This window comes from Bacillus sp. FSL K6-1003 (genome assembly GCF_037964945.1).
Lineage (GTDB): Bacteria > Bacillota > Bacilli > Bacillales > Bacillaceae > Bacillus > Bacillus mojavensis.
Genome location: NZ_CP150176.1, coordinates 1,388,149 through 1,414,706, shown reverse-complemented (window position 1 = coordinate 1,414,706; position 26,558 = coordinate 1,388,149). Strand labels below are relative to the sequence as shown.

The window sequence follows — 26,558 nt, the reverse complement described above, 5'->3', positions numbered from 1 at the left end:
ATTTCTACAAATTGCATGAACTTCCTTCATTCGCCCTATACATTTCAGAAAATTTCAGCGTCATTACATAAAGAAGACATTTTCAACGATCCTTACCGTCACTTTACATCGTCCTAACAATCAGCCATTTTTTCAAATCCTTTTTGATCTTTTATTTTAAAATAAATACCAACAGGGAATAATCTTTTAGTGACTGATTTAAAGAGAAGGTGATGCTATGAATAAATCGCGAGACAGTTATTTTGACAATGCAAAATTTTTATTGATATTCCTTGTTGTATTCGGTCATATTCTTCGATCTTTTATTCATGATAACAATTTTATGCTCTACCTCTACAAGTTCATTTACACGTTCCACATGCCTGCCTTTATTCTTGTATCTGGTTATTTCGCCAAAGGTTTTAAACGTGCCGGATATGTGAAAAAGCTGGCGGTTAAGCTGATTATTCCATATTTGATTTTCCAAAGCATCTATTCCGTCTTTTATTACATTATTCAAGACGAAAGCATGACAAATATGAATCCGATTGATCCGCAATGGTCATTATGGTTTCTGGTAAGCTTATTTTTCTGGAATATCCTGCTCTATCCTTTTTCAAAGCTTTCTAAGCAGTGGGCGCTGTTTGTCAGCTGCGGAATCGCGGTGCTGATCGGCTATCTCGACTTTGTCAGCAGCACACTGAGCCTCTCCCGGACATTTGTATTCTTGCCGATGTTCCTTGTAGGGTTTTATTTGAATAAACATCACTTTGATTTACTGAGATCAAAACGAGGCAAACAGATTGCGCTCGGTGTGCTCGCTGCTGTATTTGTCATCTGTTGGGGGGTCGACTTTGACTATTCATGGCTGTTCGGCTCTAAGCCGTACTCATCATTTGGCGATGTCACCTTGGCAAGCGGTCTTTCCCGGATCAGCTGGTATGTACTTGCCTTTGCGGCAACCTTCAGCTTTTTAGCGCTTGTTCCGCAAAAACGCTATTTCTTTACAAAGTGGGGAACAAGGACATTTTACGTATACCTGCTCCACGGGTTTATCATTAAAACACTCCGGCAGGTCGGGCTTGAGGATGGACTCACCGACTATCAAAACTTAGTCATCCTGCTGCTCTTAACTGCTGCCCTTACCTCCATTCTCTCAAGCAATTTCGTCAAAACGGTTGCTCAGCCGTTCATTGAACTGAGAATGACAGGCTTGCTGCAGCTAGTCAGAGGAAACAGCAAAAATGCCTATTTAAAATAGACAAACACCTCTTAAGCGGCATTCCGCTTAAGAGGTGTTTTTTATTTTTGTTTTTTCTCTTTTTTCTTTTTCGGCTTTGTTATTTCAAGAGTTTCAATTATTTTCCCGGCGTTGTAATCTCCGAGCTCACTTGAGAATTCTTCCTCAAGCACCTTCTTATTCATCGGCTTTTTATGATTTTGCATATCTTTGCTATGCTGGTTCTTTTTCATGATCACGCGCCTCCTTGCTGACCTTGTTTGGAATTGCGATTGGCCCCACGGAAATTCGGGTCGTCGTGATATTGAGTCTTATATGCATTTCTGTCCATACTCTCAGTCGGTGTATTGTTGTTTTTTATGGCTTCATTGACCTCAGCTTTACGTTTCACAGAAATCCTCCTCGCCAGTTTTTCAAATTTTTATTTCTACTTGAAAATGCAAGACCAGCTAATCAACTGCAGCTGTTTATGTTAGGATCTCCAACTGGTGCCGGGTCACACATCTTTTTTTTGGCAATAAAAAACACCGCCAGATGCGGTGTTTATTTATCCAATAATGACTCTTTCCTTCGGATAATGATAATTTGCTTCAATTTCTTTTCTTCCGATCAGATAAAGGAAGGTCAATATTCCGATTCGTCCGATAAACATGACGATCATAATGACACATTTTCCTACATTGCTCAAATCAGCTGTAATGCCGAGGGACAGACCGGTCGTTCCAAAGGCCGAACATACCTCAAACAAGAGCTCCAGCAGAGAATGCTTTTCTGTTATCGTAAGGATCAGTGTCGCTCCAAAAACGAGCAAAATCGCCATCATTGTGACAACAAGAGACTTCATCAGATCTGCTGGGTGCAGCTCCCGTTTGAATACTTTTACCGCTTTATTGCCGCGCGCAAAATGAAACAGCGCAAGCAGGTTCAAAGCAAACGTTGTTGTCCTTATGCCTCCTCCGACTGAGCTTGGTGAGGCACCAATAAACATCAGCGCACACATAAAAAACAGCGTGGGATCCGACAGCTGGCTGATATCAATTGTTGCAAGCCCTCCGCTTCGGGTAGCTGTTGATTGAAACAAGGAGAGAAACAAAATATCGTGCCATGCCTTTCCCGCAAACGAGTGGCTTGCTTCCAGCGCATAGATGCCAATGGCGCCAAACACTACGAGTGAGCCAAACATAATCGTCGTGATTTTTGTAAAAAGCGTAAACGGATACCTCCGATGCTTTGAAAACAAGAAGTCCTTTACTTCGACAAGCACCGGAAAGCCAATCGCTCCGAATATGATCAAAAGCATCGTAATAAACTGCACAAAATAATCATGGCGGAACGGAACCATAGAATTTCCTGTTATATCAAACCCGCCATTTGTGGTTGCACTGACACTTGCAAAAAACCCGTGTAAATAAGCTTCTTGAAAGGAATCATAGTAGGTTAGAAAATAAGTGCCAAGTATGATTCCTCCAAAAAATTCAATCCACAATATAAGGAAAAGAACCTGTTTCATTAAATTGACAATTCCTGAAAACTGGGATTGATTTTGGTCTACCATAATCAATTTCCGTTCTTTAAGGCCTATTCTTTTTCCCATGATCAGCCAAATAAATGTGCCGAGCGTCATAATACCGATTCCGCCAAATTGCAGAACAAATGCCAAAATAAAAATGCCTGTAGTGCTGAATGTATCAGCTGTATCAACAACCGTCAGCCCCGTGACGCTGACTGAACTGACAGCCGTAAAAAGTGCGTCAATAAAAGTCCAATCCGCTCCCTGCTTATGGGCAGCAGGCAGACTCAGCAATATCAGGGCCACAGTTACTGCGAGAAAATAATATAATGCAATCAGCTGGGCCGGAGATAATGCCTGTATCAATTTTCCAAGCTTTAATCTCATGTGAAATCCTTCTGCCTCTCCATTTAAAGTACGGTAATTATTCTAAAGATATTAGTTCCATTTTTAAAGGCTTTTGCGAAACATTTTCTTAACTTGCATATTTTTTTATTATTTTAGTCAAAGTGAAACAGAAAAAACCTCTGAGGGTTCTCAGAGGAAGGATGTTTTGGTTTTATTTAGCTTCTAACCGTCTGATTCTTTCATCTAAATCAGGGTGAGTAGAGAAAAGCGATGAACGTTTCTTGCCATTAATCTTTAGCGTTTGGACAGCTGTCTGATCTTCTTCCATGATGCGGGAAGAATAGCTCTTAAGCGTTCGAAGAGCATGAATCATCTTATCCTTGCCGGCAAGATCAGCTCCTCCCCGGTCAGCATGGAATTCACGATGGCGTGAATACGCAAAAACAACGAGGCTTCCGAGAATGGAAAAGACAATCTGAAACACAATCATTGCGATAAAATGAACAATCGGCGCAAGATCTTCCTTAACAAAGCGGCTTGCGATCCATGCAGCGATACGTGATAAAAAGACGACAAAGGTATTCACAATTCCTTGTAAAAGTGTCATTGTCACCATATCACCATTTGCAATATGAGCGACCTCATGGGCAAGCACGCCTTCAACCGCAGCGTCATCCATTTGGTCAAGCAGACCTGACGACACAGCGACAAGAGAGCGGCGTTTTGAAGGACCAGTCGCAAACGCATTCACTTCGGATGAGCGGTAAATTCCGACCTCCGGCATCTTCGTTAAGCCGGCAGAGCGGCTTAATTTATAAACACGGTCAACCAATTGCTGCTCTTCATAGCTAAGTGTATGTTTTTCCGGATTCAGCACTCTGACACCCATCATTGTTTTTGCCATCCATCTAGACATCGCAAGAGATGTAAAGGAACCGACAAAACCAACGACTAAACTGAATACAAGAAGCGCAATAGGATCTATACCGCCATCAGCTGTAAAGTACGTCCCAACTCCAGTGACAGAGCTTATGACAGATAAAACAATTCCGATTGTTGTAAGCACCAAAATATTCGTTAAAATAAACAGAAAAATTCTTTTCGCCATAATAACCTCCGTTATTTTTAAGATCAAATGAACTTGTATATTTAAATTATAAAACATCTGTTTGAAAATGCAAGGATTTAGACGTATGATGTTAATGTATTGCTGACGCTTTAATAGTGCATTTATACATAAAGATTATATCCGCGTCAAATCGTCTTGAAGAGGTGAACAATGAATATTTTTAAACTCACTCGAATTGAGATGGTACGGCTGCTCTATTCCCTTAAAGGCCTGGGAGACATTAGCCCGCTCGACATCCTCGTCAAATCAGCGAATATGCCAGCGGAAGAAGCTGCAAGCCATCTTCAGATTCCGGAATTTCTTACAAGATATGAACGAAAAAAACAGAAAAAAGAATACGGTCTGTCTACCAACGAAATCGTTGAGCTTGGCAATTTATGCGAGCTAACGTCGTTAAAGTCAACCGCGATTCAAAATTGGGTGAAACGCGATATCAAAGATCTCATTGGCCATCCTGAGCTGGGTAAAAAGTATTCAGTTGAACAGGCAGTGATTCTTTTAATTGTACGTGACCTAAAATCCATTTATGACTTTGAACACATACGAGCTATCTTAAAAGTTGCTTTTAACACCATCTCAGACAGATCTGATGATGTCATCAGCCCGTTAGCATACTACGAAAGCTGCGCGCATGTGCTGCATGCCATTCATCACCAAGACACTCCTTCCATGAAGGATTCAAATCTCCAGCAGATCGTCGAACAGGAAACGGACCTTATCCGTCACCATTTTGAAGAGCTGAGTGACGCTCAATGGGTCAAAATCAGGCAGATTATTGCCATTACAGTTCTCTCCATTTTGACGTTCCATATTCAGGCGACCGCGAACAAAATGACCGCAGACATCCTATAATCATGATGTACCCCCGGCAGGTTGTCGGGGGGTTTTTTATTCCCCCACAACAATTGCCAGCATAAATAAACCCCGTACATTTCAAACTAAATACGCGTTAAGAATTTCTTACGAGAAAAAGGAGATGAAAAAAGATGGCGAGCAGAAATAAACTCGTTGTTCCAGGGGTGGAGCAGGCACTAGACCAATTTAAACTTGAAGTGGCTCAAGAATTCGGTGTGAACCTTGGTTCTGATACAGTTTCACGTGCAAACGGCTCTGTAGGCGGGGAAATGACAAAGCGTCTGGTTCAGCAAGCACAATCACAGCTAAATGGCACAAATAAATAAACTCAGGACTCTATTCGCCGGGGGCACTCGGCGAATCTTCAGTTTGAGCTGATTTATTATTGCTGCTGTAGCTATTTGGGTTACGGTGGTAAGAAGCATTATCCCGATTAGATGAGGAATGACCCTTTCCTTTTTCACCGTTATTCCAATTTTTTTGATTCTTGCTATTCTGTTCACCATTGTCTTCTTCTTCATTTCCGTTATCTTGAGGATCTTGTGTAGGGGTTTGCTCAGTATCCCCATCTTTTTCAGTTTTCGTGTTTTCATCTGATTCCTTTACGTCTTTATTCAGTTCACTATCGTCATTCTGCGTGTCTGTTGTATCTTCTTTCTCTGAGTCCGTATCATCCAGCTGTTCATTTTCTCCTTGTTTGCTGTCTTGATCATCTGTTAGATCCGTGTTTTCTTCCTCGCTGCCGGTATTTTTTTGATCCTCTTCCCCGGATTTTTGAGAATCTTCGTTTGGATCTTTCACATTATTCTTTTCATTTGATTTTATGTAGCTTCCTGTTGATACGCCTTCCTTTTTTGCTTTTTCTCTCGTTTTCATATCGGTTTCGAGAGATTCCATGCGGTATGTCGTTTTATATTTTTCCGTTACATCATTCAGCTGTTTTTTTACTCCTGATTTATATGTATTGTCATCCGTATTTTCATAAACAGTGGAAATCAATATTTCTTTCGATTCCTTTACATATCCATGCTCGCTGCAATCCGTAATAATATCGTCTATCACCTTTTTAAAATCAGTCTCCTCCCAATCATCAATGTCACTGATAATCTTCTTGCCGTCATCATTGAGGGGCGTCAGTTCAATCACTTCGTAATCGCTGTTTAACGCCATTTCGAAGCTTGGATTGATATCAATTGTCATATACGCATAGGCCTTGTCATTAGAGAAAACGGGGAGAATAATAAAAATAAAAAGCATAATAGCAGTCATCGTAAAAATCCCCATTTTGAAAGGGCGCAGTCTTAAAAAATCAAAAAAGCTGGCCCTTCTGCCCATGCGTGTCTCACTCGGAAGCATGATTTCTTCTCCGATTTCATATGTTTGGCGATCATTTTTGGCTTTTAAAAATTGTCCGTCAGGGGTCAGCAACGTGACGAATTTTTTATTTTTCTCGACTATGATCCCTCTTCTCATGAGTGCAGCACCCCTTTAAGATAATCTTTTAAATAAATATAATCACCGGTAATGATAATGCACATGGCAATGATATATTTTCTGTTTCGCTCAATCGTTTTTCTGCTTACTGAAACGAGCTGTTCGAGCTGTTTAACAGGAAGCTGTTTCTTCGTATAAAGAATCGCAGCTAATTCTTCATGCTCTACAAGGGTGAGCGCCACCTTTATAGCGTTTTGCCTTGCGTCTGCATGCTTTGGAGAATGTTCAAGCAGCTCTTGAAATGAAAGACCGTAGTCTTTGAGCTGCTTTTGAAAATACAGGATTTCCTCACGCCTCTGTTCCTGTTCTATTTGGCGGCGGTATTCATCAATAGAAAGCTCGGCTTCAATCAAGCTTTGTGAGGATTCCTGATCGTCACCCTCCTGTAAATCCATATTAATATTTTGAGCGGTTCTTGCTTCTTTTCTAATGTAATCAATAACTTTTCTTTTTATAATAAGCTCTGCGAATGCGAGCAGCGAATTTCCTTTTTCAGGTGAGTATTTTTCAATAGCTTCGTTAAATGCAATCAGTCCGATGCTAAACTCATCGTCTTTTTCATCTATATATCGTTTACAAACGGATGAAACCGTCTTTGCGATAAATGGCTTATACTGCTGTATCAACTCGTTTTGCAGATCTTTATTGCCTTTTTGTATACTTTCAACAGCTTTTTCAAGCGTTTGCTTCTTTTTTCCCAATTTAAACAAAAGGCTAAGCACTGGTTTCACCTCAGTTCCTCCCTATAACTACTCATTAATGATAGCTAATTTGATAGGGAATCGCAAAGGAGAAAAAGAAATATTGATTTCCAATGTCTCAATTGTGACAATACATTCTCACGTACTATACAGGTTTTCGTGCCCTTAAAGAGAATTTTGGGGGTTTTATAAGAGGTTTTTGTAACAAAGCTGTTATAAAAATGTTATTTTATTTCGTCAGTGAAAACGCTTCAAACATGAAAAGACTCTGCTTTTCAGCAGAGTCTTTATGATTAAGCCCTTTCTTGGCTTCTGTTATTTTGTTCGTTTTGTGCGTCTTCCGTCTGTTTTTTTGAGCCTGACATAAACCAGCCGCTAACTGCGATCGCCGCTAAGACAACCCAGAAAATCAGCTTCCATGTCCCTGAATGAATAAAGTGCGAGGAAACAATGGCTATGTCATCATGTGCGAGTGTATATAAAGCAAGCTTTACCCCGACCCATCCGACAATTACAAAAGCTGCTGTTTCTAGGCTTGGACGTTCCTTTAAAAGCTTAACAAACATCGAAGCCGCAAAACGCATAATCACCAGCCCGATAATGCCTCCGGCCAAAATAACGAGGAATTGTCCTCCATCAAGTCCGCCGATCTTCGGAAGTGAAGTTCCAGGCAGCGTAACCGCCAGAGCGACTGCTGCTAAGATGGAGTCTACAGCAAAAGCAATATCTGCCAGCTCAACCTTTAATACAGTCGGCCAAAATCCGCTTTGCTTCGTCACCTTATGATTGTCTTCTTTCTTAAATACATATCTTTTGAGCAAGTGGCTTGCTGCAATATACAGCAAGTAGAGCGCGCCAATGGCTTGAACCTGCCATACATTGACCAAAAAAGAAATAGCGAATAAAGAACCAAATCTCAGAACAAAGGCGCCTGCCAGCCCGTAAAACAATGCCTTCTTTCTTTGCTCCTCCGGCAGATGTTTTACCATAACCGCCATCACTAAAGCGTTATCGGCGGCTAAAATACCTTCCAGCCCGATCAAGACGAGAAGAACCCAACCATACTCCAATAATAATGCTGCATCCATAAATGATACCCTCCCAAAAAAGTTGTTTTCTTTCTCTTCATCCGATCTTATGCCGGCCGGACATGCAAAAAAGACCTTTGCCGACATAAGGCAAAGGTCTTGCTAGACATGAATTCAGGCATGCCAACAAAGCCGATGGATATCACTATCCATGAAATGACGACTTTGTTTCCGGAAACATTCCGGACGCTACTCCCCTTTGGGATTTCAAGAAATATCATATTATAAGTCAATGATATGCGGAGCGAGCTTATTTGTCAACGCTTATTTTTTAAAAAAACTGAAAAATGTTCAGACTGCATTCGTTTTTTCCTCTTCTTTATCACTAAATAGAGAACAAACAAAATTAAAATGGCGATTCCGATCGGAAGCATATATTGGTCTAGAATAGAGCCAACGTCTTTCCAATTTTCTCCGAGCTTCACGCCGAGATACACGTAAACAAATGTAATCGGCAGCATTGCGATAAATGTATAAAGAGAAAACACCCAGACATTCATTTTTGCGATGCCGCACGGTATGGAAATCAGGGTGCGGACCCCCGGCAGGAAGCGGCCGCTGAAAGCGACAAAACCGCCATGTTTTTTAAAAAATTCATCCGATTTGTCAAGAGCCTCAGGCTTTATAAAGAGATACTTTCCGAAACGTTCAAGAAACGGCCTGCCTCCATAACGCCCGATCCAATACAGGGTGAGAGGACCGGCGACTCCTCCTAATGATCCTGCCAGAACAGCGCCGGCAAGCGTCATGTCACCTTTCGATACCCAATAACCCGCAAGCGGAAGGACAATTTCAGCCGGTATAAATTCAATACAGAGCGCCAGAAAAATTCCGAAATAAGATAAGCTTTTAAATGCTTCTATCCAGGACATAACCAATTCTTCGATCATCTTCACTTCCCTTTTCCCTGATCTATGTATACACATTTTTGTTTTTAACTCAAAACATCAAAATGATTTTAACATATTTTTGACGGTCAGCAGAACTAAAAACAGAGAATCTTCATTCCAAACGTTTTTCTGACAATTTCTCTAGGCATATAGACTGAAATTCTTTAGCTGGCAGCCGATATTAAGGAGAGTCAACCAGACTGGAACACACGGGGGAATCTCCATATGGAATTACACGTAACATATAATACAGCACTCATATGTTTATCTATTCTTATTGCTTGTGCAGCATCTTTCACCTCCCTTGAACTATCAAGAAAAGTCACCATTCATACAGGATTAAAAAGCAAGGTGTGGCTGATTGCAGGCTCTTTCATCATGGGCTTTGGGATTTGGTCTATGCATTTTATCGGAATGATGGCTGTTCATACGGAGGTACCGATGCATTATGAACTGGTGCCTTTAGTTGCCTCGATTGCAGCTGCTGTTTCTGGATCATTTGTTTCTTTATATATTGTCAGCCGGTATATGCTTACCTTTTACAGGCTGCTTACAGGATCGGTGGTGCTGGGTGCATCGATTTCATCTATGCATTATATCGGAATGTCTTCCATTTCCCGGGTAATGATGATATATGAACCGCTGCTGTTTACATTATCCATTGTCATTGCCATTGCAGCATCATTCATCTCACTAAAGATTTTTTTTGACTTGTCCATGAAAAAACCTGCAGACCATTTGCTGATTTATAAAATAATCAGTGCCTTAATAATGGGAATTGGCATTTCGGGAATGCATTATACAGGAATGATGGCCGCTACATTTTATAAAGATAGTGCACCTCCCGACCATCATATGGAAGTCCATACATTCGATTGGTCTATTCTGATTGCCTTAATCATCTTCTGTATTCAAACGTTATTATTATTCAGTTCCCATGCCGATCGAAAATTCATGAAACAAAATGAACGCATGAAGGATAACGAACAGCGGTTTCAATCTTTAATTATTCACAATATTGATGCGATCTTTATCCTGTCATTAAAAGGAGATATTATTTCTTCTAATCATGCTGGTGAGGATATGATGAATAACTTCGGCTTAAACCATCAAAATTGGAATCACTATATGCCGACAAAAATCAATGCGCTTTTTAAGCAGGTCAAAAGCGAAAAACAAGCCATTAACAGCGATGCCACTCTTATGACGGACAAAGGCCAGTTTCATTTGAATATTACGTTTATACCTGTTGAGGTTAATCAAGAACTGGACAGCATATATGTCATCTGTAAAGATGTGACAAAACAGTACAGAGCCGAAAAAAAAATCCATAGAATGGCTCATCATGACTCACTTACAGATTTACCCAATAGAAGACATGCGATCTCCCACCTAACAAAGGTCTTGAACCGCGAGCATGCCCTGGATTATAACACCGTGGTATTTTTCTTAGATTTGAATCGATTTAAAGTGATAAATGATGCATTAGGCCACAATGTCGGCGATCAGCTGCTCCAGCTCGCGGCTAAACGGCTTTCATCTGTTATCCCAGATAATGGGTTTATCGCGCGGCTTGGGGGTGATGAATTCATTATTATTTTGACTGACGCCAATACCGGAACGGGTGAAGCAGACATTTTGGCTAAAAAAATCATTCAGCAATTCAAAAAGCCATTTAAAATTCAGGACCACACACTGATTACATCCGTCAGCATCGGTATTGCGATTTCTCCTAAAGACGGAACAGACGGCCCTGAATTGATGAAAAAGGCAGATATGGCAATGTATGCGGCCAAAGAGCGAAACAAAAGCAAATACAGATACTACTCTTTCTCAATCGGCAATAAAGAAACCGTCAAGCTCAATCAAGAAATGGAGCTGAGGGAAGCGATTGATAACAAAAGATTTGTCTTGCATTATCAGCCGCAATTCAGTTCAAAAGATCAGAAAATGACAGGCGCTGAAGCGCTCATACGCCTTGTCACTCCAGACGGCAATCTGCGTCCGCCTGGAGAATTCATCGGTGTTGCCGAAGAAACCGGCCTTATTATTGATATCGGAAAGTGGATTATTGATGAGGCGTGCCGGCAGGCAAAAGTGTGGCACGACAAAGGATTTAATCTTTCTGTCGCCATTAATATTTCCGCCAGACAGTTTCAATCAGAGGAACTGATTCCGCTCATCAAGAATACCCTTTTTAAATACAGGCTTCCCCCTCGCCTTCTTGAAGTTGAAGTAACAGAAAGCATGACCATGGATAATCTAGACCACTCCAAAAAGGTTCTATCTTCTTTAACCAAATTAGGCATCAGGATCAGCATTGACGATTTTGGCACGGGGCATAGTTCTCTAAGCTATTTAAAGGATTTTCCGATTCACAGACTGAAAATCGATAAATCATTCATCGATGATATTCAGACTCATCCGAAATCAGAACAAATTACCGGCGCCATTATTGCCATGGGCCATCAGCTGTCTTTACAAGTCATTGCCGAAGGCGTAGAAAACTCCGGCCAAAAACAGCTGCTTGACGAAAAAGGCTGTGACCATTTACAGGGCTTCTTTTTCAGCAGACCGATACCGCCGGAACAGCTTGAACACTTGATATTAAACCAGCCGCCGCGTTAACAGCGCCGGCTGTTTTTTATACCCATAAGTTACTACACATGAATTCCCCCTCATATCTCCACAATAATGAAAAAAAGGTGGTTCATCGATATGCACACAATGTGGAAGGGATCCATCAGCTTCGGTTTGGTGAATATCCCCATCAAGCTTTATGCCGCCACAGAAGATAAAGACATTAAGCTGCGAAGTCTTCATAAAGAAGATCATGCGCCAATTAAATATGAAAAAATATGCACGAACTGTGAAAAAACGCTCAGCCCTGATGAAATTGTGAAGGGATATGAATACGTAAAAGGAAAATATGTCGTGCTGACTGATGAAGATTTAAAAAGCTTAAAGCAGGAGCATGAAGAGAAAGCGGTTGAAATTGTCGATTTTGTTCAACTGCAGGAAATAGACCCGATATATTTTAACCGTTCCTACTATGTCGGGCCCGGTGATAACGGCACGAAAGCCTATACTCTTCTTCGCGAGGCGCTTCGATCCACCGGAAAGATCGGGATCGCCAATATGACGATTAGGTCGAAACAGCAGCTTGCCATTCTCCGCGTATATGAAAATTGCATCGTAATGGAATCCATTCATTATCCCGATGAGGTAAGAAGCGCTGCCCACGTACCCGGAGTGCCTGATCAATCAAATGTAAATGATAAAGAACTGCAGACCGCCATTACGTTGATAGATGAGCTGACAACTGATTTTCAGCCAGAACAATATGAGGACACGTATCGAAAAGCCTTGCTGCAAAGAGTCAATGATAAGCTGGAGAATAAAGAAACAGCCGTTACTCCTGACAAAGCGCCTCCTCGTGAGGATGTGATCGACCTGGTCAGCGCACTTCAAGCCAGCATCGATCGAACCAAAAGGCCGAATCGGGAAAAACCAGCGGCAGCACCAGCCGAAGGCGGAGAACCGAAAGGAGCCGGAGAAAAAAAGCAGAAAACCACTAGAAAAAAAGTCTCCGGCACATCATAGCCAATGGCGTTTACCATGCAGCCCGTCCTTACTTCTTCACCTCCAAAAGGAGCGGAATGGCGTTACGAAGTAAAATATGACGGGTTTCGCTGTATTCTCCGCATTAATCCGTCAGGTGTGACATTAACGAGCAGAAATGGTATAGAGCTTAACAGTACCTTTCCTGAAATTACTACATTCGCCGAAACTGCTTTTCAGCATATAAAAAAGGAACTTCCGTTAACACTTGATGGAGAAATCGTTTTTTTGGCGAATCCATTCCGTTCAGATTTTGAACATATTCAAGTGCGGGGACGCTTGAAAAGGCCGGATAAGATACAGGAATCCGCAAGCTCTCGGCCTTGCTGCTTTCTCGCATTTGACCTTTTGGAACGAAGCGGACAAGATGTATCCACTCATTCCTATATTGACCGAAAAACATCGCTGCATGAGCTGATGTCTGCTGCAAAGCTCCCGGCTGAGCCAAATCCTTACGCAAAGGAAACCATTCAGTATATCCCCTCCCACCAGCACTTCGATCCAATTTGGGAGAAGGTAATAAAGTATGACGGAGAGGGAATTGTAGCGAAAAAAATCAACAGCAAATGGATCGAAAAAAAACGGTCATTTGATTGGCTGAAATACAAAAACTTTAAACATGCCGATGTTTGTATCACAGGATTTAATCCTCACAATGGATTTCTGACGGTTTCTGTGTTAAAAAACGGTGTAATGACGCCTGTCGCCTCTGTATCACACGGAATGAGCGAGGAAGAAAAAAATGCCATACGCGCAATTATGGAAGAGCACGGACAAAAAACATCGTCAGGTGAATACACACTCGAACCATCGATCTGCGCTACTGTTCAGTATTTAACGATTTTACAAGGCACGCTAAGAGAGGTTTCGTTTGTCAAATTTCAATTTCATATGGACTGGACCGACTGCACCTTTGCACAGCTCGTGCGCCGCTCAAAGCCGGTTCATCCAAAACTGCAGTTTACAAGCCTAGATAAAATCATATTTGAAAAGCATAAAAAAACAAAAGAAGATTTCATCCAGTATATGATTGAAATCAGCGACTATCTGTTCCCGTTTCTCAAAGATCGTGCTGTCACGGTTATTCGCTATCCGCACGGATCAAGGGGTGAATCCTTTTTCCAAAAAAATAAGCCTGATTATACGCCGGACTTTGTCCAATCGTTTTTTGACGGGAGCCATGAACATGTGGTCTGTAAGGACCTGTCTACCTTATTGTGGCTTGCCAATCAGCTCGCTTTGGAGTTACATGTTCCTTTTCAAACGATTGCAAGCAGGAGGCCGGCAGAGATTGTCATTGATTTAGATCCCCCGTCCCGGGATGACTTTCTAATGGCTGTTCAGGCAGCAAATGAACTTAAACAGCTCTTCGAATCCTTCGGCATCACATCGTATCCTAAGCTTTCCGGCAACAAGGGGATTCAGCTTTACATTCCCTTGTCACCAGAAGCATTTACGTACGAGGACACACGCCAATTTACACAGCTGATTGCCGAATATTGTACCAATGCATTTCCGGAGCTATTTACAACAGAACGCTTGATCAAAAACAGGCATGGAAAATTGTATCTCGATTATTTGCAGCATGCTGAAGGAAAAACGATTATCTGTCCCTATTCCACCAGGGGAAACGAGCTTGGCACCGTAGCGGCACCGCTCTATTGGCACGAGGTGCAGCCATCTTTGACACCGGCGATGTATACAATCGATACCGTCGTTGACCGGGTCAAGAAACACGGATGCCCATTTTATGAATTTTACCGCAATCCGCAGGATGAACCTCTTGCCGCTATTTTGAATCAGCTGAAGAAAAAGAGCTGACTTATTCGGTCAGCTCTTTGTGTAATTTCAACTGTATTTTTTCTCCAAATGCTCACTTTCCTGCCGCTGCAGCGGGCTCAAGGGCTCATTATACAAATCGATATCAACCGCATATTTCGGCCGTCTTTTCACCTCAGAAAAAATCGTTCCGATATATTCGCCGATAATCCCGATTCCCATGAGCTGCAACCCGCCCAGAAACCAAATGGAGATGATGAGAGACGCCCAGCCTGCATTTGTGTGTCCGAGCATTTTTTGAATGACTGCGCCAATCCCCGCCATGGCGCTTACCAAAAATAATAGAAAACCCAAAAGCGTAAAAAAGCGAATCGGGGCCACGCTGAAGGATGTGATTCCGTTAAAAGCGAATGAAAGCATCTTTTTCAGCGGATATTTCGTTTTACCGGCAAAACGTTCTTTGCGGTCATACAAGACTTCGGCTGATCTGAAGCCGATCATAGGAACGATGCCCCTTAAAAACAAATTGGCTTCCGGATAGCGCGCAAGTTCTTCAAGCGCCCTTTTATTCATTAAACGAAAATCGGCATGATTGTAAATTAACTTAATCCCAAGCTTATTCATGAGCCGGTAAAACCCTGTAGCCGTCGTGCGCTTGAAAAAGGTATCGGTTTTCCGGCATCGGCGCACGCCGTACACGATTTCAAAACCATCGTGATATTTCAGCATAAATTCCCTGATAACAGAGATATCATCCTGCAGATCGGCATCAATCGAAATCACGCAGTCTGATTTTTGCTTGGCTTTATGCAAACCTGCTAAAAGCGCTTTTTGATGTCCGACATTGCAGGCTAATTTTAATCCGGTTACCTTCTTGTTTTTCACGCTTTCCATGGCAATCAAAGACCAGGTGCGGTCTTTGCTGCCGTCATCAACAAATAAAATTTTACTGTCTTCTGATATCATTTTTTCTTCCATTAAGCTGTTTACAACCTCCGTCAGCTGACGGCTTGTCTCTTTAAATACTTCCTCTTCATTGAAACACGGAACGACGATGGTTAACACTGGCTGTGGCTGTTTCAATCGATATCCTCCTTATTTTGTTTCGTATAAATAAATGCGCCAGGCGGAGTCTTTATGGTCAAAAGTTTTCACGAGCGCCAGGTGGTTTTGATCAGCGTTCATGATGGGAACCGAAGAAAAAATATATCGTCCGCCCATTTGTTTAAACACATCTGTATTTAATTCAAGATGATTGATTGTTTTCTTTGAATTCTTTTTAAAGTCATATCGTTTGCCAAGCTCATCGACGAACAGATAGCAGCGGCTCCCCCATTCATCAAAGTATCGTTTCAATTGGGCGTTTTTTTCTAGCTCTTTTTCAATGATTTTTCTAAATTCATATTTATATGAGAGCGGGTACAGGTTGTTATATGTATCTAAGGTGTAAAAGCCGTTGTATTGAGCAATAGACGGATGCAGACCGATACTCGCCACCCTGTACGAATCTTGCGGGCGCCCGATATACTCCTTAATTTCTTTGAATTGGTCAGACGCGTAAAATTCGCGAAATGTCGGCGCGTTGTAGTGAACGCCATACGTATACTCCTCATTAAAAGGCGCCAGCACCATCAGCTGCGCAGTAACTGCCGCATATACGAGCCATTGCCACTTCTTCCCCATTCGCCAAATGAGGTACAAAGCGAGCGCAAAACTCATGTAGATTACCAGCGGTCGCAAAAAATGAAAACGGGCAAAATTGAATTCGGCTAAAAATGCAAATTTCTGCTTTGGAACAGCCCATATTTTGTTGAACCAAAACGCATACCATAGTGAAAGCGCATAATTCAGCACGCAGAGAAAAAGATAAACGTTTTCTTCCCTTGTCCGATTTCGTTTGAACAGCACAGCAAAAAATACGAGTAATAAGATTGGAAGAATCACAACGGTATGAACTGTCATGACATGGTTATGGCCGTAGACAAAGTTTTTGACGGATAAACGCAGAGAGTGCCATACATCATGCCTTGATGAAATAAATTCAATCCGGTGCATCGGCGCGTGTGAGATCACCATTGAATAGACAAGCCGGTACTCGACAAAAAGATAAATACTTGTCATAAAAGCGATGCTGCCTAAAAAAATGAAATTCCATTTTCTTTTTGTGATGACATCATACAGCCAGAAGCATGCCATCCCAGCCAAGAAAAAGAAGAAGCCTAATACAAAGCTTGAATACAGCGGCAGCAAACCGAGCGTCAGCCATTCTCTCCATGAGATATCCCCTTTTCGGATATTCAAAAAAGCCCACAGCGCCAAAGGGTATCCAAGCGTGCTCAGCATTCCAGAAGGCCAAAAAGGCGTTAAAGCAAATGCGAGCGATACGCCAATTCGGATCAATGCCGCTTTCTGCTCCGGAATCACATGTTTCTTCAGCAGCACATACATTCCGAAAAAAGCGACAACTCTCGTAATGGTCTGGCTTACCGCATAGGCGGTCATAGAAGAAAACAACGCGTGCAGCCAAACAATGCCGCTCCACTCGGTGCCGAACGCATCCCGGGGCAGCCCGTTAATGATCTGCGGAATGGCCGCATCCACTTTGCCGATGATTTCTCCGCTGTCGGCCAGCACCTTATACCACGCGATATTAGAATCCAAATTATCGTGTACGCGAATATGGGCGTCTTCCTTCAAAATAAAAAGCGGGGACACATACAGCAAAAGGAGAAATAAAGCCATCAAAAGATAATAGGTTTCTTTTTTGTGTCGTCTTAATCGTAACATCCCTAACACATCCATCTGTTATTCTGACTTCTATCGGGCATGATCTGCCTCACGTGTCAAAATTTATTATCCCTTTTCCCTTCTAAAACATTCATCAAATGTCAATCCTTTCTGTATTTTTCAAACTGGTCTTCAACCCATTAATTCCCGCTATCCATAGGGCTGGACCACTTACTATACTGGTAGAAGGGAGGGGATACATGTGTCCATCTTACTTTCATTGGTCATACTGGCTGTTATGCCATTTATATATAAAGCAAACCGCAACACAAAAGATGTGAAGGTCAACACGATTTCAATTGATCAGCAAGACGGCCTTCCAGCAAGAAAAAAACTGAATATCCTTCATTTATCGGATCTTCATTTAGAAAATATTTCTGTATCGCCTGATGAGCTGTATCGTTTAACAAATAATCAACCTGTAGACATCATTGCTCTTACCGGAGATTTTCTGGACCGGAAACGAAATATTCCAAAGCTGGCCGGCTACTTGCAGGCATTGCAAAAACTGAAGCCTGCCTATGGCATGTACGCGGTGTTTGGCAACCATGATTATGTATTAAAAGAAAAGGACTTTCTAAGATTAAAGCGAGTGCTCGAGGAAAATGGATGCATGACGCTTCAAAATGAACATGTTCACATCAATACTGATGCAGGACCTGTTAATATTATCGGAATTGACGATTACAGTACGAATCGCAGTAAAATCACAAACTCTTATAAAGGTCTGGAGAATGGCTATCACCTTGTACTGACACATGATCCGAACATTATATTAGAGATGGAAGATATTCATTTTGACTACCTGTTATCAGGCCATTTTCATGGAGGGCAAATCCACTGGCCAAAGCCGTATCATTTGGTGAAAATGGGCAAGCTTGTACGCATGAATATGATTAAAGGCCTTCATTATCACCACGATAAACCGTTTTATATCAGTGAAGGTTTAGGACAAACTGGCGTTAATATCCGTGTAGGAAGCCGCCCGGAAGTGACTTTCCATCAAATTTAAAAAGACTGTGCTGACCATGGCATCAGTCTTTTGTTTGATAGGTGTGCTGAAGCTTTTCTTTCGAGATAAACAAATAGGATGAATTCGGTAAATTCCGCAAGCTCACTGGCTTTGCCGTTAAATATAAGATTGGCATATGGGTAATTTTTTTAAAAGATCTGTAAAAAGGATTGACCGGGGTAACCACGTCAAAGCCGAGTCTTTCTACGCCTTTATCAAGCATTGTAATGCCAATGATTCCTTTGATTTTTTCGCTTTTTTTATGATTGTTGATATACTCCAGCAGCATCGGCATTGATTGATATACTTTTTGATAAATGATGATTCCTTTTCTGACCGCGCTTTCAATGCTTTGCAGCTCTCTGACCAGCTTGATGTTGTGCAGATGGATTTTAACGAGCACATCGTTTTTTCTTATATGGGTTCCGTCACTCAGCACGACATGATGCCCTTTGTATTTTGTCAGTCTGACTCGAAAGACACATTTTTGCTCATCATCAATCAAGGTCAGCCTCGAAAAAAAGAAATAAATTGGGTCAATCACTCTCCAAATGGAAAGGAAACAGGTTTTCATCTCTTCACCTTCCTTATCAGCAAAAAAACACCCTTATATTTTGTGATGATTCTCCCCAAAATATAGTTGGCATATTTTTAAGGGGGACAGACATGACAAACATTCTCATTTTTCCTTTTTTAAGTATTTCCACCGGGCATCATCATGTCGCTGATACCTTGAAGACTGATCTGGAATCTAAAGGGCTGCATTCAGAAAAAATCGATATCTTCTCTCATACGTATAAACGCTTAGAAAAACTGTCCTCCTCAGCTTATTTAAAATGGATTCAATATGTTCCGAAAACGTACAGCGGAATATACAAGCTTCTCGCTTGCGGAGATTGTAAGAAGGTCAGACGCTACGCCATGTATGAATGGCTGTTTATGCAAAGCATGAGACAGATTCTCAAAGAAAAACAGCCTGATATCGCCTTCTGCACGCATGCCCTGCCTTCTTACCTGCTGAACCGGCTAAAACCGGAATATCCAAACATGGCCATCGTAAATGTATACACGGATTTTTTTGTGAATCAAGTATGGGGGCGGGAGAACATTGACTACCACTTTGTCCCGATAATGGATATTAAGAAGCAGCTCATGTCCGAAGGAATCAACCAGGAAAAAATATTTATGACCGGCATTCCCGTTCACCGGGCTTTTGAAACAGGAACCGCAGACACCTGTCAGCATCGTCCGCCTTATACTGTCATGATCACAGGCGGCAGTATGGGAGTCGGAGGTATTTTTAAGCTGGTGCAGGAGTTGTCGCCAGGCGGAAATATCTTATACAAAATATTATGCGGCAGAAACGAAAAGCTCTACCGCTATGTTAAAAGTTTACAGCATCCTTTTATTGAGGCGATCCCTTACCTTCACAGCAAAGCAGAAATGAACCGGCTGTACGCAGAGGCCTCAGGCGTCATGACAAAGCCAGGAGGCGTAACCATCAGTGAATGCTTAAAGAAAAGGCTTCCGGTATTTATCTATCATGCGCTGCCGGGTCAGGAGGAAATGAATGTGAACCTGTTAAAAGAACGGCAGCTTGTTACAGATATAAGAAACTGGGATATGAAGCGGGCAGAAGAGCGCATTTCCGCATTTTTTCAATCGAATGAACGGGCAGCAGCAGAAAAGCGTATCAGCAGGTATCATGGCCAAATGTGCGACCTGAAGATTGAGGAGGTTTTAAACAGGATATTAGATGAATGTAAATATAAAAAAACACTCTCCTGAAAGAGAGTGCGGAATGGCTAACGGAACAGTAAATGCTGGCTGTGGATGCCAGCTTTCTTCAGCAGGAGGATCAGCTGGTCCTGCTCATCAGACGAAAGGCCTGAAAACGCTCTCGCTATACGGAGCGCATGAATTGGATAGATCTTATCCAAATACTCATTCCCTTTATCGGTGAGATGCGCGTAAACAGAGCGTTTATCTTTCGGGTCCTGCTCCCTGACTAAAAACCCGTTTCTTTCTAGCTTGTCAATGACATATGTGACGTTTCCGCTTACAAGCAGAAGTCTCGACCCAATTTGCTGTAATTTTTGCGGGCCTCTCGTATACAAAAGTTCCAGTACGGCAAATTCTGTGGGATTGAAGCCGTGCTCTTTGCTGTCACGGATGCTGTGTTCAGACACACTTTTGAAAGCCCTTGCAAAAACCCTGTACAAATTCATCGCACGCTCAACTTCTTCTTCGTTAAACGATAATCTCATCATATCTACCCCGTATATAGAATTTTTATAAAAAAATAATGAAAACCCTTACATATAATAAGAGTTTAATGCCCTTATTATTTTTATTCGCTATAATTCGAGAAATTCCTTTTCAGGAAACAAAAAAATCCTTATACGTTATTTTGTATAAGGATTTTTTTGGTGATATGGAATACTGCGAAAGAAATATGCGTATTCCTTTCGCAATTCAGAAAGTGTCATTTTGTTCATTACTTCTTTATTATAAACTCCGATTTGAAAGAGTTTTTCTGAATAATGGCTTCGTTCTTTTTCTAATGCTGATTTCAATAAATTACTCATAGCGTCCTCCTTCATTTTGAGGTATCCTTTTCATAAGATACTCTTTTTAAATGAACGTGGTATGAATCCAGTGTAAAGAATTTATGTTTACGAAGATTTTCGGTAAAGTCCGTTTTGAACTGATCTTAAAAGCTGAAAAGCATGTTCTCCGGCAAGCTGCATAAACGTTTCAAGCATTTCATCCCGTTTCATATCCAACTCGATTATTTCCTTTGCCAATGAGACCGCTTTTTCTTCCTCCATGCTTATCCTTCCTCCTCATTAATCTTTACATATAGGATAAAGCGCGCTTATCGGTTACGCATCATTCTTGTTAATTTTTCTGCCGTATTTTTTCAAAAATCTGTTATTTCATGTTAGAAAATATAACAAGCGTCAGGTTTTTTCTCTATGTTTTTTATATACTATTATCAAAAGACATCCAGGGGTGGAAAAATGACCACAGAAGATCATTCTTATAAAGACAAAAAAGTGATTTCAATTGGGATTGTCAGTGAATTGACAGGATTGTCCGTAAGACAGATCAGGTATTATGAGGAGCGGAAGCTGATTTATCCCCAGCGTTCTTCAAGGGGCACGAGAAAATATTCCTTTGCAGATGTCGAGCGGCTGATGGATATCGCCAACAAACGCGAAGACGGCGTGCAGACGGCTGAAATTTTAAAAGATATGCGCAAAAAAGAACAAATGGTAAAAAACGATCCACAAGTGCGGAAAAAAATGCTGGAGGGGCAGCTTAATGCTCACTTTAGGTACAAAAACCGATAAACGATAAAAGTCCGCCTCGCAATCTGAGACGGACTTTTATCGTTTATAATGAGTGAATGAATGCAGTTGCAATACCAAAATAAATTAATAAAGACAAGATATCATTTAGCGTCGTAATGAGCGGGCCTGACGCAATGGCCGGGTCTACATTCAGTCTGTGCAGAATAATAGGGATGATTGTTCCGGACATCGTGCCGATAATCAAGGTCAGCAGCAGTGAAGAGCCGACAACAAATCCTAAAAGTACATTCCCCTGCCATATGATGGCGATCACCGTAATTAAGACAGAGCAGACCGCACCGATATAAATACTCGTTCTGAGTTCCCGAAAAATCAGTTTCATAATCGTTTTTTTATTCATTTCTTCTTTAGATAAACCTCTGATGACAACCGCGAGAGACTGTGTTCCTGTATTCCCTGTCATCCCTGACACCATCGGCATAAAGAATGCCAGCGCCACGACCTGCTTCAGCGTATCTTCAAAATAGCTCATGATGCTGCCTGAAATCAGCCCAATGAACAAGAGCAGGATCAGCCATGGAAGGCGGCGGTATGCTGCAACATATGCTTTTGTATCGAAGGTAATGGCTTTACCTGAAGCGGCGAATTTTTCGTAATCCTCATCGGCTTCCCGAATAACGACATCGATGATATCATCGACCGTCACGATCCCGACAAGCACATTGTTTTCTTCCACGATCGGAATCGCTAAGAAATCGTAACGTTCAATCAGCCGCGCCACTTCTTCCTGATCTTGAAGCGCGTCTGCTGCGATGACACGGGTAAACATCAAGTCTTGCACCTTTTCTTCCGGTTCCCCGAGAATCAAATCGCGATATGACAGAACGCCGACAAGCTGCTTACTGTCATTTATGACATATAAGTAGTTGATAGACTCTGCGATTTCCGCGAAACTTTTTAGTTTGACGACCGCGTCTTTTACCGTGTAATGCTGAGGAATCCACACATAACGGTTGGTCATCATGCGCCCCGCTGAATCAGCCGGGTAATTCATAAGGAGCTGAACGGCTTTTGACTCTGAGGCCTCCATGCTGGATAAAAGCTGATCCTTCAGTTCTTCATCCATTTCTTCAAGCAATTGAGCGAGGTCATCGTTGTCCATTTTGTTCATCGCGAGTGTTGCTTTTGTTTTTCCGACTTTATTTAAGACGGCTAGCTGAAATTCCCGTTCCAGTTCGCCGATCATATCAGTAATATCATCAACAGTTAAATAAGATAAATAGCGGGCACGGTGTTTTTCCGGCATTTCTTTAAAAATAAACGCCATATCATAGGGCTGAAGCTCATCAATAACACTTCTGAAATCCCTGATTTTTCCGTCTCGCAATAATATAATGATGCGTAAAATGAGTTCGTCATAGGTCATGTTTTGAACCATTGGGACTCGTACCTCCTCTACGGAGACGTGCCGGCCTCGCCAGAAGGTGCGGCAGATCGTCTCCTCATCGTGTGATCAATTGTCTCGCTGTCATAGTATATGGGTACTTCTTCAGATTGACTCGAATGGGGAGAATCCATACTCCGCACCTCCTTTTTGTTCAGCATTTCGTTTTCAAGGCATAAAAAAAGCCTTCTGGATTGAAGGGGAAAGAAGCACGGCAAAAAAAGCGTGCGGGCGCCTTCAATCGTAGAGCTTTAGCACTGTATGGCATAGGAGCAATATCCAGCTGCATTAAAAATCACCTTATGTCGATGATTTCTGTTGACCCATTGGCGTCTTTGGACATTTTTGGGCAGCAGCGTATCTCCATACAGGAGCCTCACCTAACGAAGTTCGTAATTGAATTGACACACTGAGATTACAGAAAAAAACAAGCTATGTCAACTTAAAAAAGTTATTAATGCGTTTACACCTCATCAGATGAAATAAAATAAGGGCCTTAAGCCCTTATTCTGTTGTTTGCGTTTCATCATCTTCAGAAAGCAAATGATAGGTTTCATGAAGAAATAAGGCGTACTCCCCTTCCTTCGTCGGATGTGGAACATACTCAGCCTGATTGATGTATTGTTCTTCTTTCTTTTCCATGCGCTTCGCCTCCTTTACTCATTAGATTCTCCAAAAAACCGTTCGTTATCATGAAAAAAACCCCGCGTGTGCGGGGTTAGTCGTCTAATTCCTGTTTAATGATACGTCCGTCCTTTGCAGAGATGTCAAATTCTGCTTCAGTCCCTTGTTTCGTTTGAACCTCAATTTCGTAGATGTACGCACCATCGTCTTCATCCAGCTTGCTTTCTGTGACGGTTCCAGCTGTTTGCTTTAGAGCAATCTGCTCTGCTTCTTCTTTTGTCAAAACAACTTGCTCTTTTTTCTCTTTTAACGGGTCATTGAGAGCTTGTTTGGTCTTAATATCCACATAAACATCATAATCTTCGCCGTCTTTTTCAATTTCAACTTCATAGGCTTCTTTGCCGTTATAGATGTCTCTGTCGATGTCATCCACTGTTCCGTCAACAACTGTTTTGGCAATGGACTCCGCTTCTTGTTCAGTAAGTCCGACAGTTCCAGAAACAGACTGTGTATGTTCATTATTTTCTTTCGCAAGCGCGTTGTAGCTGAATCCTCCGGCCGCTAAACAACCTGCTAATATGCCTATCATCCATCTTTTCTTCAGCATATGTGATTCCTCCCTTGTTTTGTTATGAGTTCAGTTTACACACTCAACATGAAAGGAAAACGAGAGAAAGATGAGAATTTGATGAGAAAACCATTAGTCTTCATAGATAATATTAGAAACTTTGCCGGTATAGGCGTTTATTTTCACTGTAGCTTCCTTGTCATTTGGGAGATCAACATCTACTTCAAACAAGAGAGTGCCTTCGCTTTCTTCCAAATCGGCGTCATCTGCTTTTCCTCCAGCTTCACGCTCTGCAATGGCTTTTGCCTCTTTTTCCGAAATTGTTGTCTTTTGTTTGTCTTTGCTGCTGATTTTATCAGCGGACACCACCGCTTTTGTCTTCATATCTACCTTCACTTCGTATGTTTCCCCATTATTTTTTTGAATGGTATACGACGCAACTCCATGTTTTCGCGTGTGTTTTTTGACGGTGCCCGGCACCCGCACCAGAGCAAGCTGCTCAGCTTCTTTTTCTGTCATGTCAGATGTGTTCGTCTCTTTCACTCTGTTCATTGACAATATGTCACCCGATTTAGCATCAGCTTTCAGAAAATAAATTCCTTTTGGATTTTCCAGAGTCATATCATACGTTTTTTTATCATTGGATCGCGTCACTTTTGTGATGTCGCCTTCATAGGAGGCTTCTACTTTTTTTATGACTGCCTCCTTTGACAGCGCGTCCTCATGAGTCTGCTGAATGATAAGAACCGCGCAGATGACAATGGCTAAAACGGCTGCCGCCGCAGCTCCTGTTTTCATACGTTTTGTCATAGCGCTCCCCCATTCTGTTCTCTAAATTGCATTGTGACATTTGTTCCCTGACCTGGTTTGCTTTTTACAGACAGGTCAATGCCATGCTCATCAGCAATATGTTTGGCAATGGATAGACCTAAACCCGTTCCGCCTGTTTTGCGGTTACGCGCCTCATCCGCCCGGTAAAAACGTTCAAACAGGTGCGGGAGATGCTCCTCAGGTATGCCGATCCCTTCATCCCTTACAGACAAAAACGGCCGGCTGTTTTTGGTTCCTGCGGCAATCACAATGCCCTTGTCACTATACTTTATGGCATTATCAAGCAAAATCGTCAGCAGCTGCTTTATGCGTTCTTCATCTGCCGTTACGAGCAAATGCTCTTTGCCCGCCTCGAGAAAAATGTCACGTTTATAAACCGGCTGGAGTGTTTGTATGACGGCGCGCGACATTTCGACCAGGTCAACCGTTTTCAGATCAAGCTCCAGTTCTTTATGGCTCTTGGCCAGCGTAAGCAGCTGATTGGTCAGTTTTTTCATATGGATCGCTTCCGAATGAATGGCTTCAATGGATTCCTCAAGCACTTCAGGCCTTTTTGCCCCCCAGCGTTTCATTAGATTGCTGTAGCTTTCAATAATGGTGAGCGGGGTTTTCAGCTCGTGTGAAGCGTCTTGGACGAATTGCTGCTGTTTGTCGTAGTGCTCTTTCAGCATGCTCGCCATCTCATTAAAAGTCAGCCCCATTTGATATAATTCGTCGTGCGACTGTCCTTCCAGAGAAATTGTTTTGAATGCTTTTTCTCTCTGGATGTCTTTCATCGTTGTCACCAATTGTCTGATTGGATTGATGATGTGGCGGGCGAGTAAGCTGCCGGCAAAGAAGGAAGCGATACAGACCGCTGCGCTGGCCGCAATTAAAATAAATTTTAGCAGAAAAAGACTTTCTTCTGTATGCTCCAGCCTTTCCACGAGCTGAAGAGATACGACTTGTCCATCTGTCCAGATAACAGGGACAGCTGCTGCTGCAAACAGTTTGCCTTTATGCTTTGTCACGTCTGTCGTTTCTCCGCTGTGAAAAGTAAGAGGGAAGTCTTTATATGCTTTTTCCTTGGTGATGGTCATAACGGCTTTCTGATCCGCATTCACTATCCGTACCATTCCGTTTGCCGGAAGATACGCCTGCAGCATATCCTGCAAAGCCACTCCTTGTGTTTCGGCGGTATGAAGAGCTTCGGCGATATTGTCCGTTTCATCAGCAAGACGGGCTGCATCCTTTGAGGTGAGTGCCGATGAAAAAATGAGATAGACCGCAGTATGGACCAACATTAATAAAATCAACAGCCAAATAGATGTATAAAGATGAATCTTAGTCTTCAGCTTCATC

General features: G+C 42.0%; 27 protein-coding genes, 2 pseudogenes and 1 riboswitch. Of the genes and pseudogenes, 9 read left to right on the top strand and 20 right to left on the bottom strand.

The genetic code is table 11. The features are described from left to right. Positions 1-217: 217 nt before the first annotated feature. Positions 218-1,240 (top strand): acyltransferase family protein, encoded by a 1,023-nt coding sequence (locus NSU16_RS07345; protein ID WP_010333994.1) that lies wholly within the window; start codon positions 218-220, stop codon positions 1,238-1,240. A gap of 41 nt (positions 1,241-1,281) precedes the next feature. Here the strand turns inward: NSU16_RS07345 and NSU16_RS07340 are convergent, their stop codons facing one another. The 4 genes from NSU16_RS07340 to htpX form a co-directional block, all read right to left on the bottom strand. Continuing rightward, entirely contained in the window at positions 1,282-1,452 is a 171-nt protein-coding gene (locus tag NSU16_RS07340) for a hypothetical protein (RefSeq protein WP_010333993.1), read from the bottom strand. A gap of 2 nt (positions 1,453-1,454) precedes the next feature. Continuing rightward, positions 1,455-1,610 carry a hypothetical protein gene (locus tag NSU16_RS07335; protein ID WP_010333992.1) on the bottom strand — a complete coding sequence of 52 codons (156 nt, stop codon included), beginning with the start codon at positions 1,608-1,610 and terminating at the stop codon, positions 1,455-1,457. Between the two features lie 156 nt (positions 1,611-1,766). After that, on the bottom strand, positions 1,767-3,116 hold the full coding sequence (gene ktrD / locus NSU16_RS07330; RefSeq protein ID WP_010333991.1) for a Ktr system potassium transporter KtrD: 1,350 nt from the start codon (positions 3,114-3,116) through the stop codon (positions 1,767-1,769). Between the two features lie 172 nt (positions 3,117-3,288). Then, positions 3,289-4,185 (bottom strand): protease HtpX, encoded by an 897-nt coding sequence (htpX, locus tag NSU16_RS07325; protein WP_168747598.1) that lies wholly within the window; start codon positions 4,183-4,185, stop codon positions 3,289-3,291. A 171-nt stretch (positions 4,186-4,356) separates the two neighbouring features. Between htpX and NSU16_RS07320 the strand changes: the two genes are divergently transcribed. Then, positions 4,357-5,058 (top strand): DUF1836 domain-containing protein, encoded by a 702-nt coding sequence (locus NSU16_RS07320; protein WP_010333989.1) that lies wholly within the window; start codon positions 4,357-4,359, stop codon positions 5,056-5,058. A 134-nt stretch (positions 5,059-5,192) separates the two neighbouring features. Further along, positions 5,193-5,387: an acid-soluble spore protein SspD gene (gene sspD, locus NSU16_RS07315; RefSeq protein WP_010333988.1), complete on the top strand. Its 195-nt coding sequence runs from the start codon at positions 5,193-5,195 to the stop codon at positions 5,385-5,387. A gap of 10 nt (positions 5,388-5,397) precedes the next feature. Here sspD and NSU16_RS07310 read toward each other — a convergent pair whose 3' ends face one another. From NSU16_RS07310 to NSU16_RS07295, 4 genes and pseudogenes are all read right to left on the bottom strand, one after another. After that, positions 5,398-6,534, bottom strand: coding sequence for an anti-sigma factor domain-containing protein (locus NSU16_RS07310; RefSeq protein WP_339192449.1), 1,137 nt, complete (start codon positions 6,532-6,534; stop codon positions 5,398-5,400). Further along, the gene (gene sigI / locus NSU16_RS07305) at positions 6,531-7,286 is read right to left on the bottom strand and encodes an RNA polymerase sigma factor SigI (RefSeq protein ID WP_010333987.1); all 756 of its coding nucleotides are present in this window, start codon (positions 7,284-7,286) and stop codon (positions 6,531-6,533) included. Before sigI ends, NSU16_RS07310 begins: the two co-directional genes overlap by 4 nt. Before the next feature lie 263 nt (positions 7,287-7,549). Beyond that, positions 7,550-8,565 (bottom strand): annotated as a pseudogene (locus NSU16_RS07300) (TerC family protein). 36 nt (positions 8,566-8,601) lie between these two features. Then, positions 8,602-9,270 carry a DedA family protein gene (locus NSU16_RS07295; RefSeq protein WP_326197152.1) on the bottom strand — a complete coding sequence of 223 codons (669 nt, stop codon included), beginning with the start codon at positions 9,268-9,270 and terminating at the stop codon, positions 8,602-8,604. Between the two features lie 189 nt (positions 9,271-9,459). Between NSU16_RS07295 and NSU16_RS07290 the strand changes: the two genes are divergently transcribed. The 3 genes and pseudogenes from NSU16_RS07290 to NSU16_RS07280 all read left to right on the top strand — a co-directional run bounded on the left by NSU16_RS07290 (position 9,460) and on the right by NSU16_RS07280 (position 14,676). After that, positions 9,460-11,862: an EAL domain-containing protein gene (locus NSU16_RS07290; protein ID WP_339192448.1), complete on the top strand. Its 2,403-nt coding sequence runs from the start codon at positions 9,460-9,462 to the stop codon at positions 11,860-11,862. Positions 11,863-11,900: 38 nt separating this feature from the next. Beyond that, positions 11,901-12,837: pseudogene (locus NSU16_RS07285) on the top strand (Ku protein). A 3-nt stretch (positions 12,838-12,840) separates the two neighbouring features. Continuing rightward, on the top strand, positions 12,841-14,676 hold the full coding sequence (locus NSU16_RS07280) for a DNA ligase D (RefSeq protein ID WP_339192446.1): 1,836 nt from the start codon (positions 12,841-12,843) through the stop codon (positions 14,674-14,676). Positions 14,677-14,703: 27 nt separating this feature from the next. On the opposite strand, the gene NSU16_RS07275 is transcribed toward NSU16_RS07280, so the two are convergent. Together NSU16_RS07275 and NSU16_RS07270 are read right to left on the bottom strand one after the other, a co-directional pair. After that, a complete protein-coding gene (locus tag NSU16_RS07275) occupies positions 14,704-15,717 on the bottom strand; it encodes a glycosyltransferase family 2 protein (protein WP_326197156.1) in 1,014 nt (337 codons plus the stop codon). 12 nt (positions 15,718-15,729) lie between these two features. Further along, positions 15,730-17,421, bottom strand: a complete 1,692-nt coding sequence (locus NSU16_RS07270; RefSeq protein WP_333512813.1) for a DUF6044 family protein — start codon at positions 17,419-17,421, stop codon at positions 15,730-15,732. A 238-nt stretch (positions 17,422-17,659) separates the two neighbouring features. Between NSU16_RS07270 and NSU16_RS07265 the strand changes: the two genes are divergently transcribed. Beyond that, entirely contained in the window at positions 17,660-18,433 is a 774-nt protein-coding gene (locus NSU16_RS07265; RefSeq protein WP_050549476.1) for a metallophosphoesterase, read from the top strand. Positions 18,434-18,455: 22 nt separating this feature from the next. Here NSU16_RS07265 and NSU16_RS07260 read toward each other — a convergent pair whose 3' ends face one another. After that, positions 18,456-19,007, bottom strand: a complete 552-nt coding sequence (locus NSU16_RS07260) for a hypothetical protein (RefSeq protein ID WP_168747586.1) — start codon at positions 19,005-19,007, stop codon at positions 18,456-18,458. 92 nt (positions 19,008-19,099) lie between these two features. Between NSU16_RS07260 and NSU16_RS07255 the strand changes: the two genes are divergently transcribed. Then, positions 19,100-20,221, top strand: a complete 1,122-nt coding sequence (locus tag NSU16_RS07255; protein ID WP_339192443.1) for a glycosyltransferase — start codon at positions 19,100-19,102, stop codon at positions 20,219-20,221. Between the two features lie 17 nt (positions 20,222-20,238). Here NSU16_RS07255 and NSU16_RS07250 read toward each other — a convergent pair whose 3' ends face one another. The 3 genes from NSU16_RS07250 to NSU16_RS07240 all read right to left on the bottom strand — a co-directional run bounded on the left by NSU16_RS07250 (position 20,239) and on the right by NSU16_RS07240 (position 21,264). Further along, positions 20,239-20,703: a MarR family transcriptional regulator gene (locus tag NSU16_RS07250; RefSeq protein ID WP_081638289.1), complete on the bottom strand. Its 465-nt coding sequence runs from the start codon at positions 20,701-20,703 to the stop codon at positions 20,239-20,241. A gap of 135 nt (positions 20,704-20,838) precedes the next feature. After that, positions 20,839-21,021, bottom strand: a complete 183-nt coding sequence (locus tag NSU16_RS07245) for a hypothetical protein (protein WP_010333975.1) — start codon at positions 21,019-21,021, stop codon at positions 20,839-20,841. A gap of 87 nt (positions 21,022-21,108) precedes the next feature. Beyond that, positions 21,109-21,264, bottom strand: a complete 156-nt coding sequence (locus tag NSU16_RS07240) for a hypothetical protein (RefSeq protein WP_010333974.1) — start codon at positions 21,262-21,264, stop codon at positions 21,109-21,111. A gap of 192 nt (positions 21,265-21,456) precedes the next feature. On the opposite strand from NSU16_RS07240, the gene tnrA reads away from it, so the two are divergent. Continuing rightward, positions 21,457-21,789 carry a MerR family transcriptional regulator TnrA gene (gene tnrA, locus NSU16_RS07235; protein ID WP_003239028.1) on the top strand — a complete coding sequence of 111 codons (333 nt, stop codon included), beginning with the start codon at positions 21,457-21,459 and terminating at the stop codon, positions 21,787-21,789. Between the two features lie 43 nt (positions 21,790-21,832). Here the strand turns inward: tnrA and mgtE are convergent, their stop codons facing one another. The 6 genes from mgtE to NSU16_RS07205 all read right to left on the bottom strand — a co-directional run bounded on the left by mgtE (position 21,833) and on the right by NSU16_RS07205 (position 26,557). After that, entirely contained in the window at positions 21,833-23,188 is a 1,356-nt protein-coding gene (gene mgtE, locus NSU16_RS07230) for a magnesium transporter (protein WP_168747584.1), read from the bottom strand. 17 nt (positions 23,189-23,205) lie between these two features. Further along, positions 23,206-23,328: a hypothetical protein gene (locus NSU16_RS07225; RefSeq protein ID WP_267495994.1), complete on the bottom strand. Its 123-nt coding sequence runs from the start codon at positions 23,326-23,328 to the stop codon at positions 23,206-23,208. Between the two features lie 95 nt (positions 23,329-23,423). Beyond that, positions 23,424-23,589, bottom strand: a riboswitch (M-box (ykoK) riboswitch). A gap of 109 nt (positions 23,590-23,698) precedes the next feature. Beyond that, entirely contained in the window at positions 23,699-23,836 is a 138-nt protein-coding gene (locus tag NSU16_RS07220) for a transcriptional regulator SplA domain-containing protein (RefSeq protein WP_003218541.1), read from the bottom strand. Between the two features lie 76 nt (positions 23,837-23,912). Then, positions 23,913-24,425, bottom strand: coding sequence for a PepSY domain-containing protein (locus tag NSU16_RS07215; protein ID WP_326197159.1), 513 nt, complete (start codon positions 24,423-24,425; stop codon positions 23,913-23,915). A 93-nt stretch (positions 24,426-24,518) separates the two neighbouring features. Then, the gene (locus tag NSU16_RS07210; RefSeq protein WP_339192440.1) at positions 24,519-25,196 is read right to left on the bottom strand and encodes a PepSY domain-containing protein; all 678 of its coding nucleotides are present in this window, start codon (positions 25,194-25,196) and stop codon (positions 24,519-24,521) included. Beyond that, positions 25,193-26,557 (bottom strand): ATP-binding protein, encoded by a 1,365-nt coding sequence (locus NSU16_RS07205; RefSeq protein WP_339192663.1) that lies wholly within the window; start codon positions 26,555-26,557, stop codon positions 25,193-25,195. Before NSU16_RS07205 ends, NSU16_RS07210 begins: the two co-directional genes overlap by 4 nt. Position 26,558 lies beyond the last annotated feature (1 nt).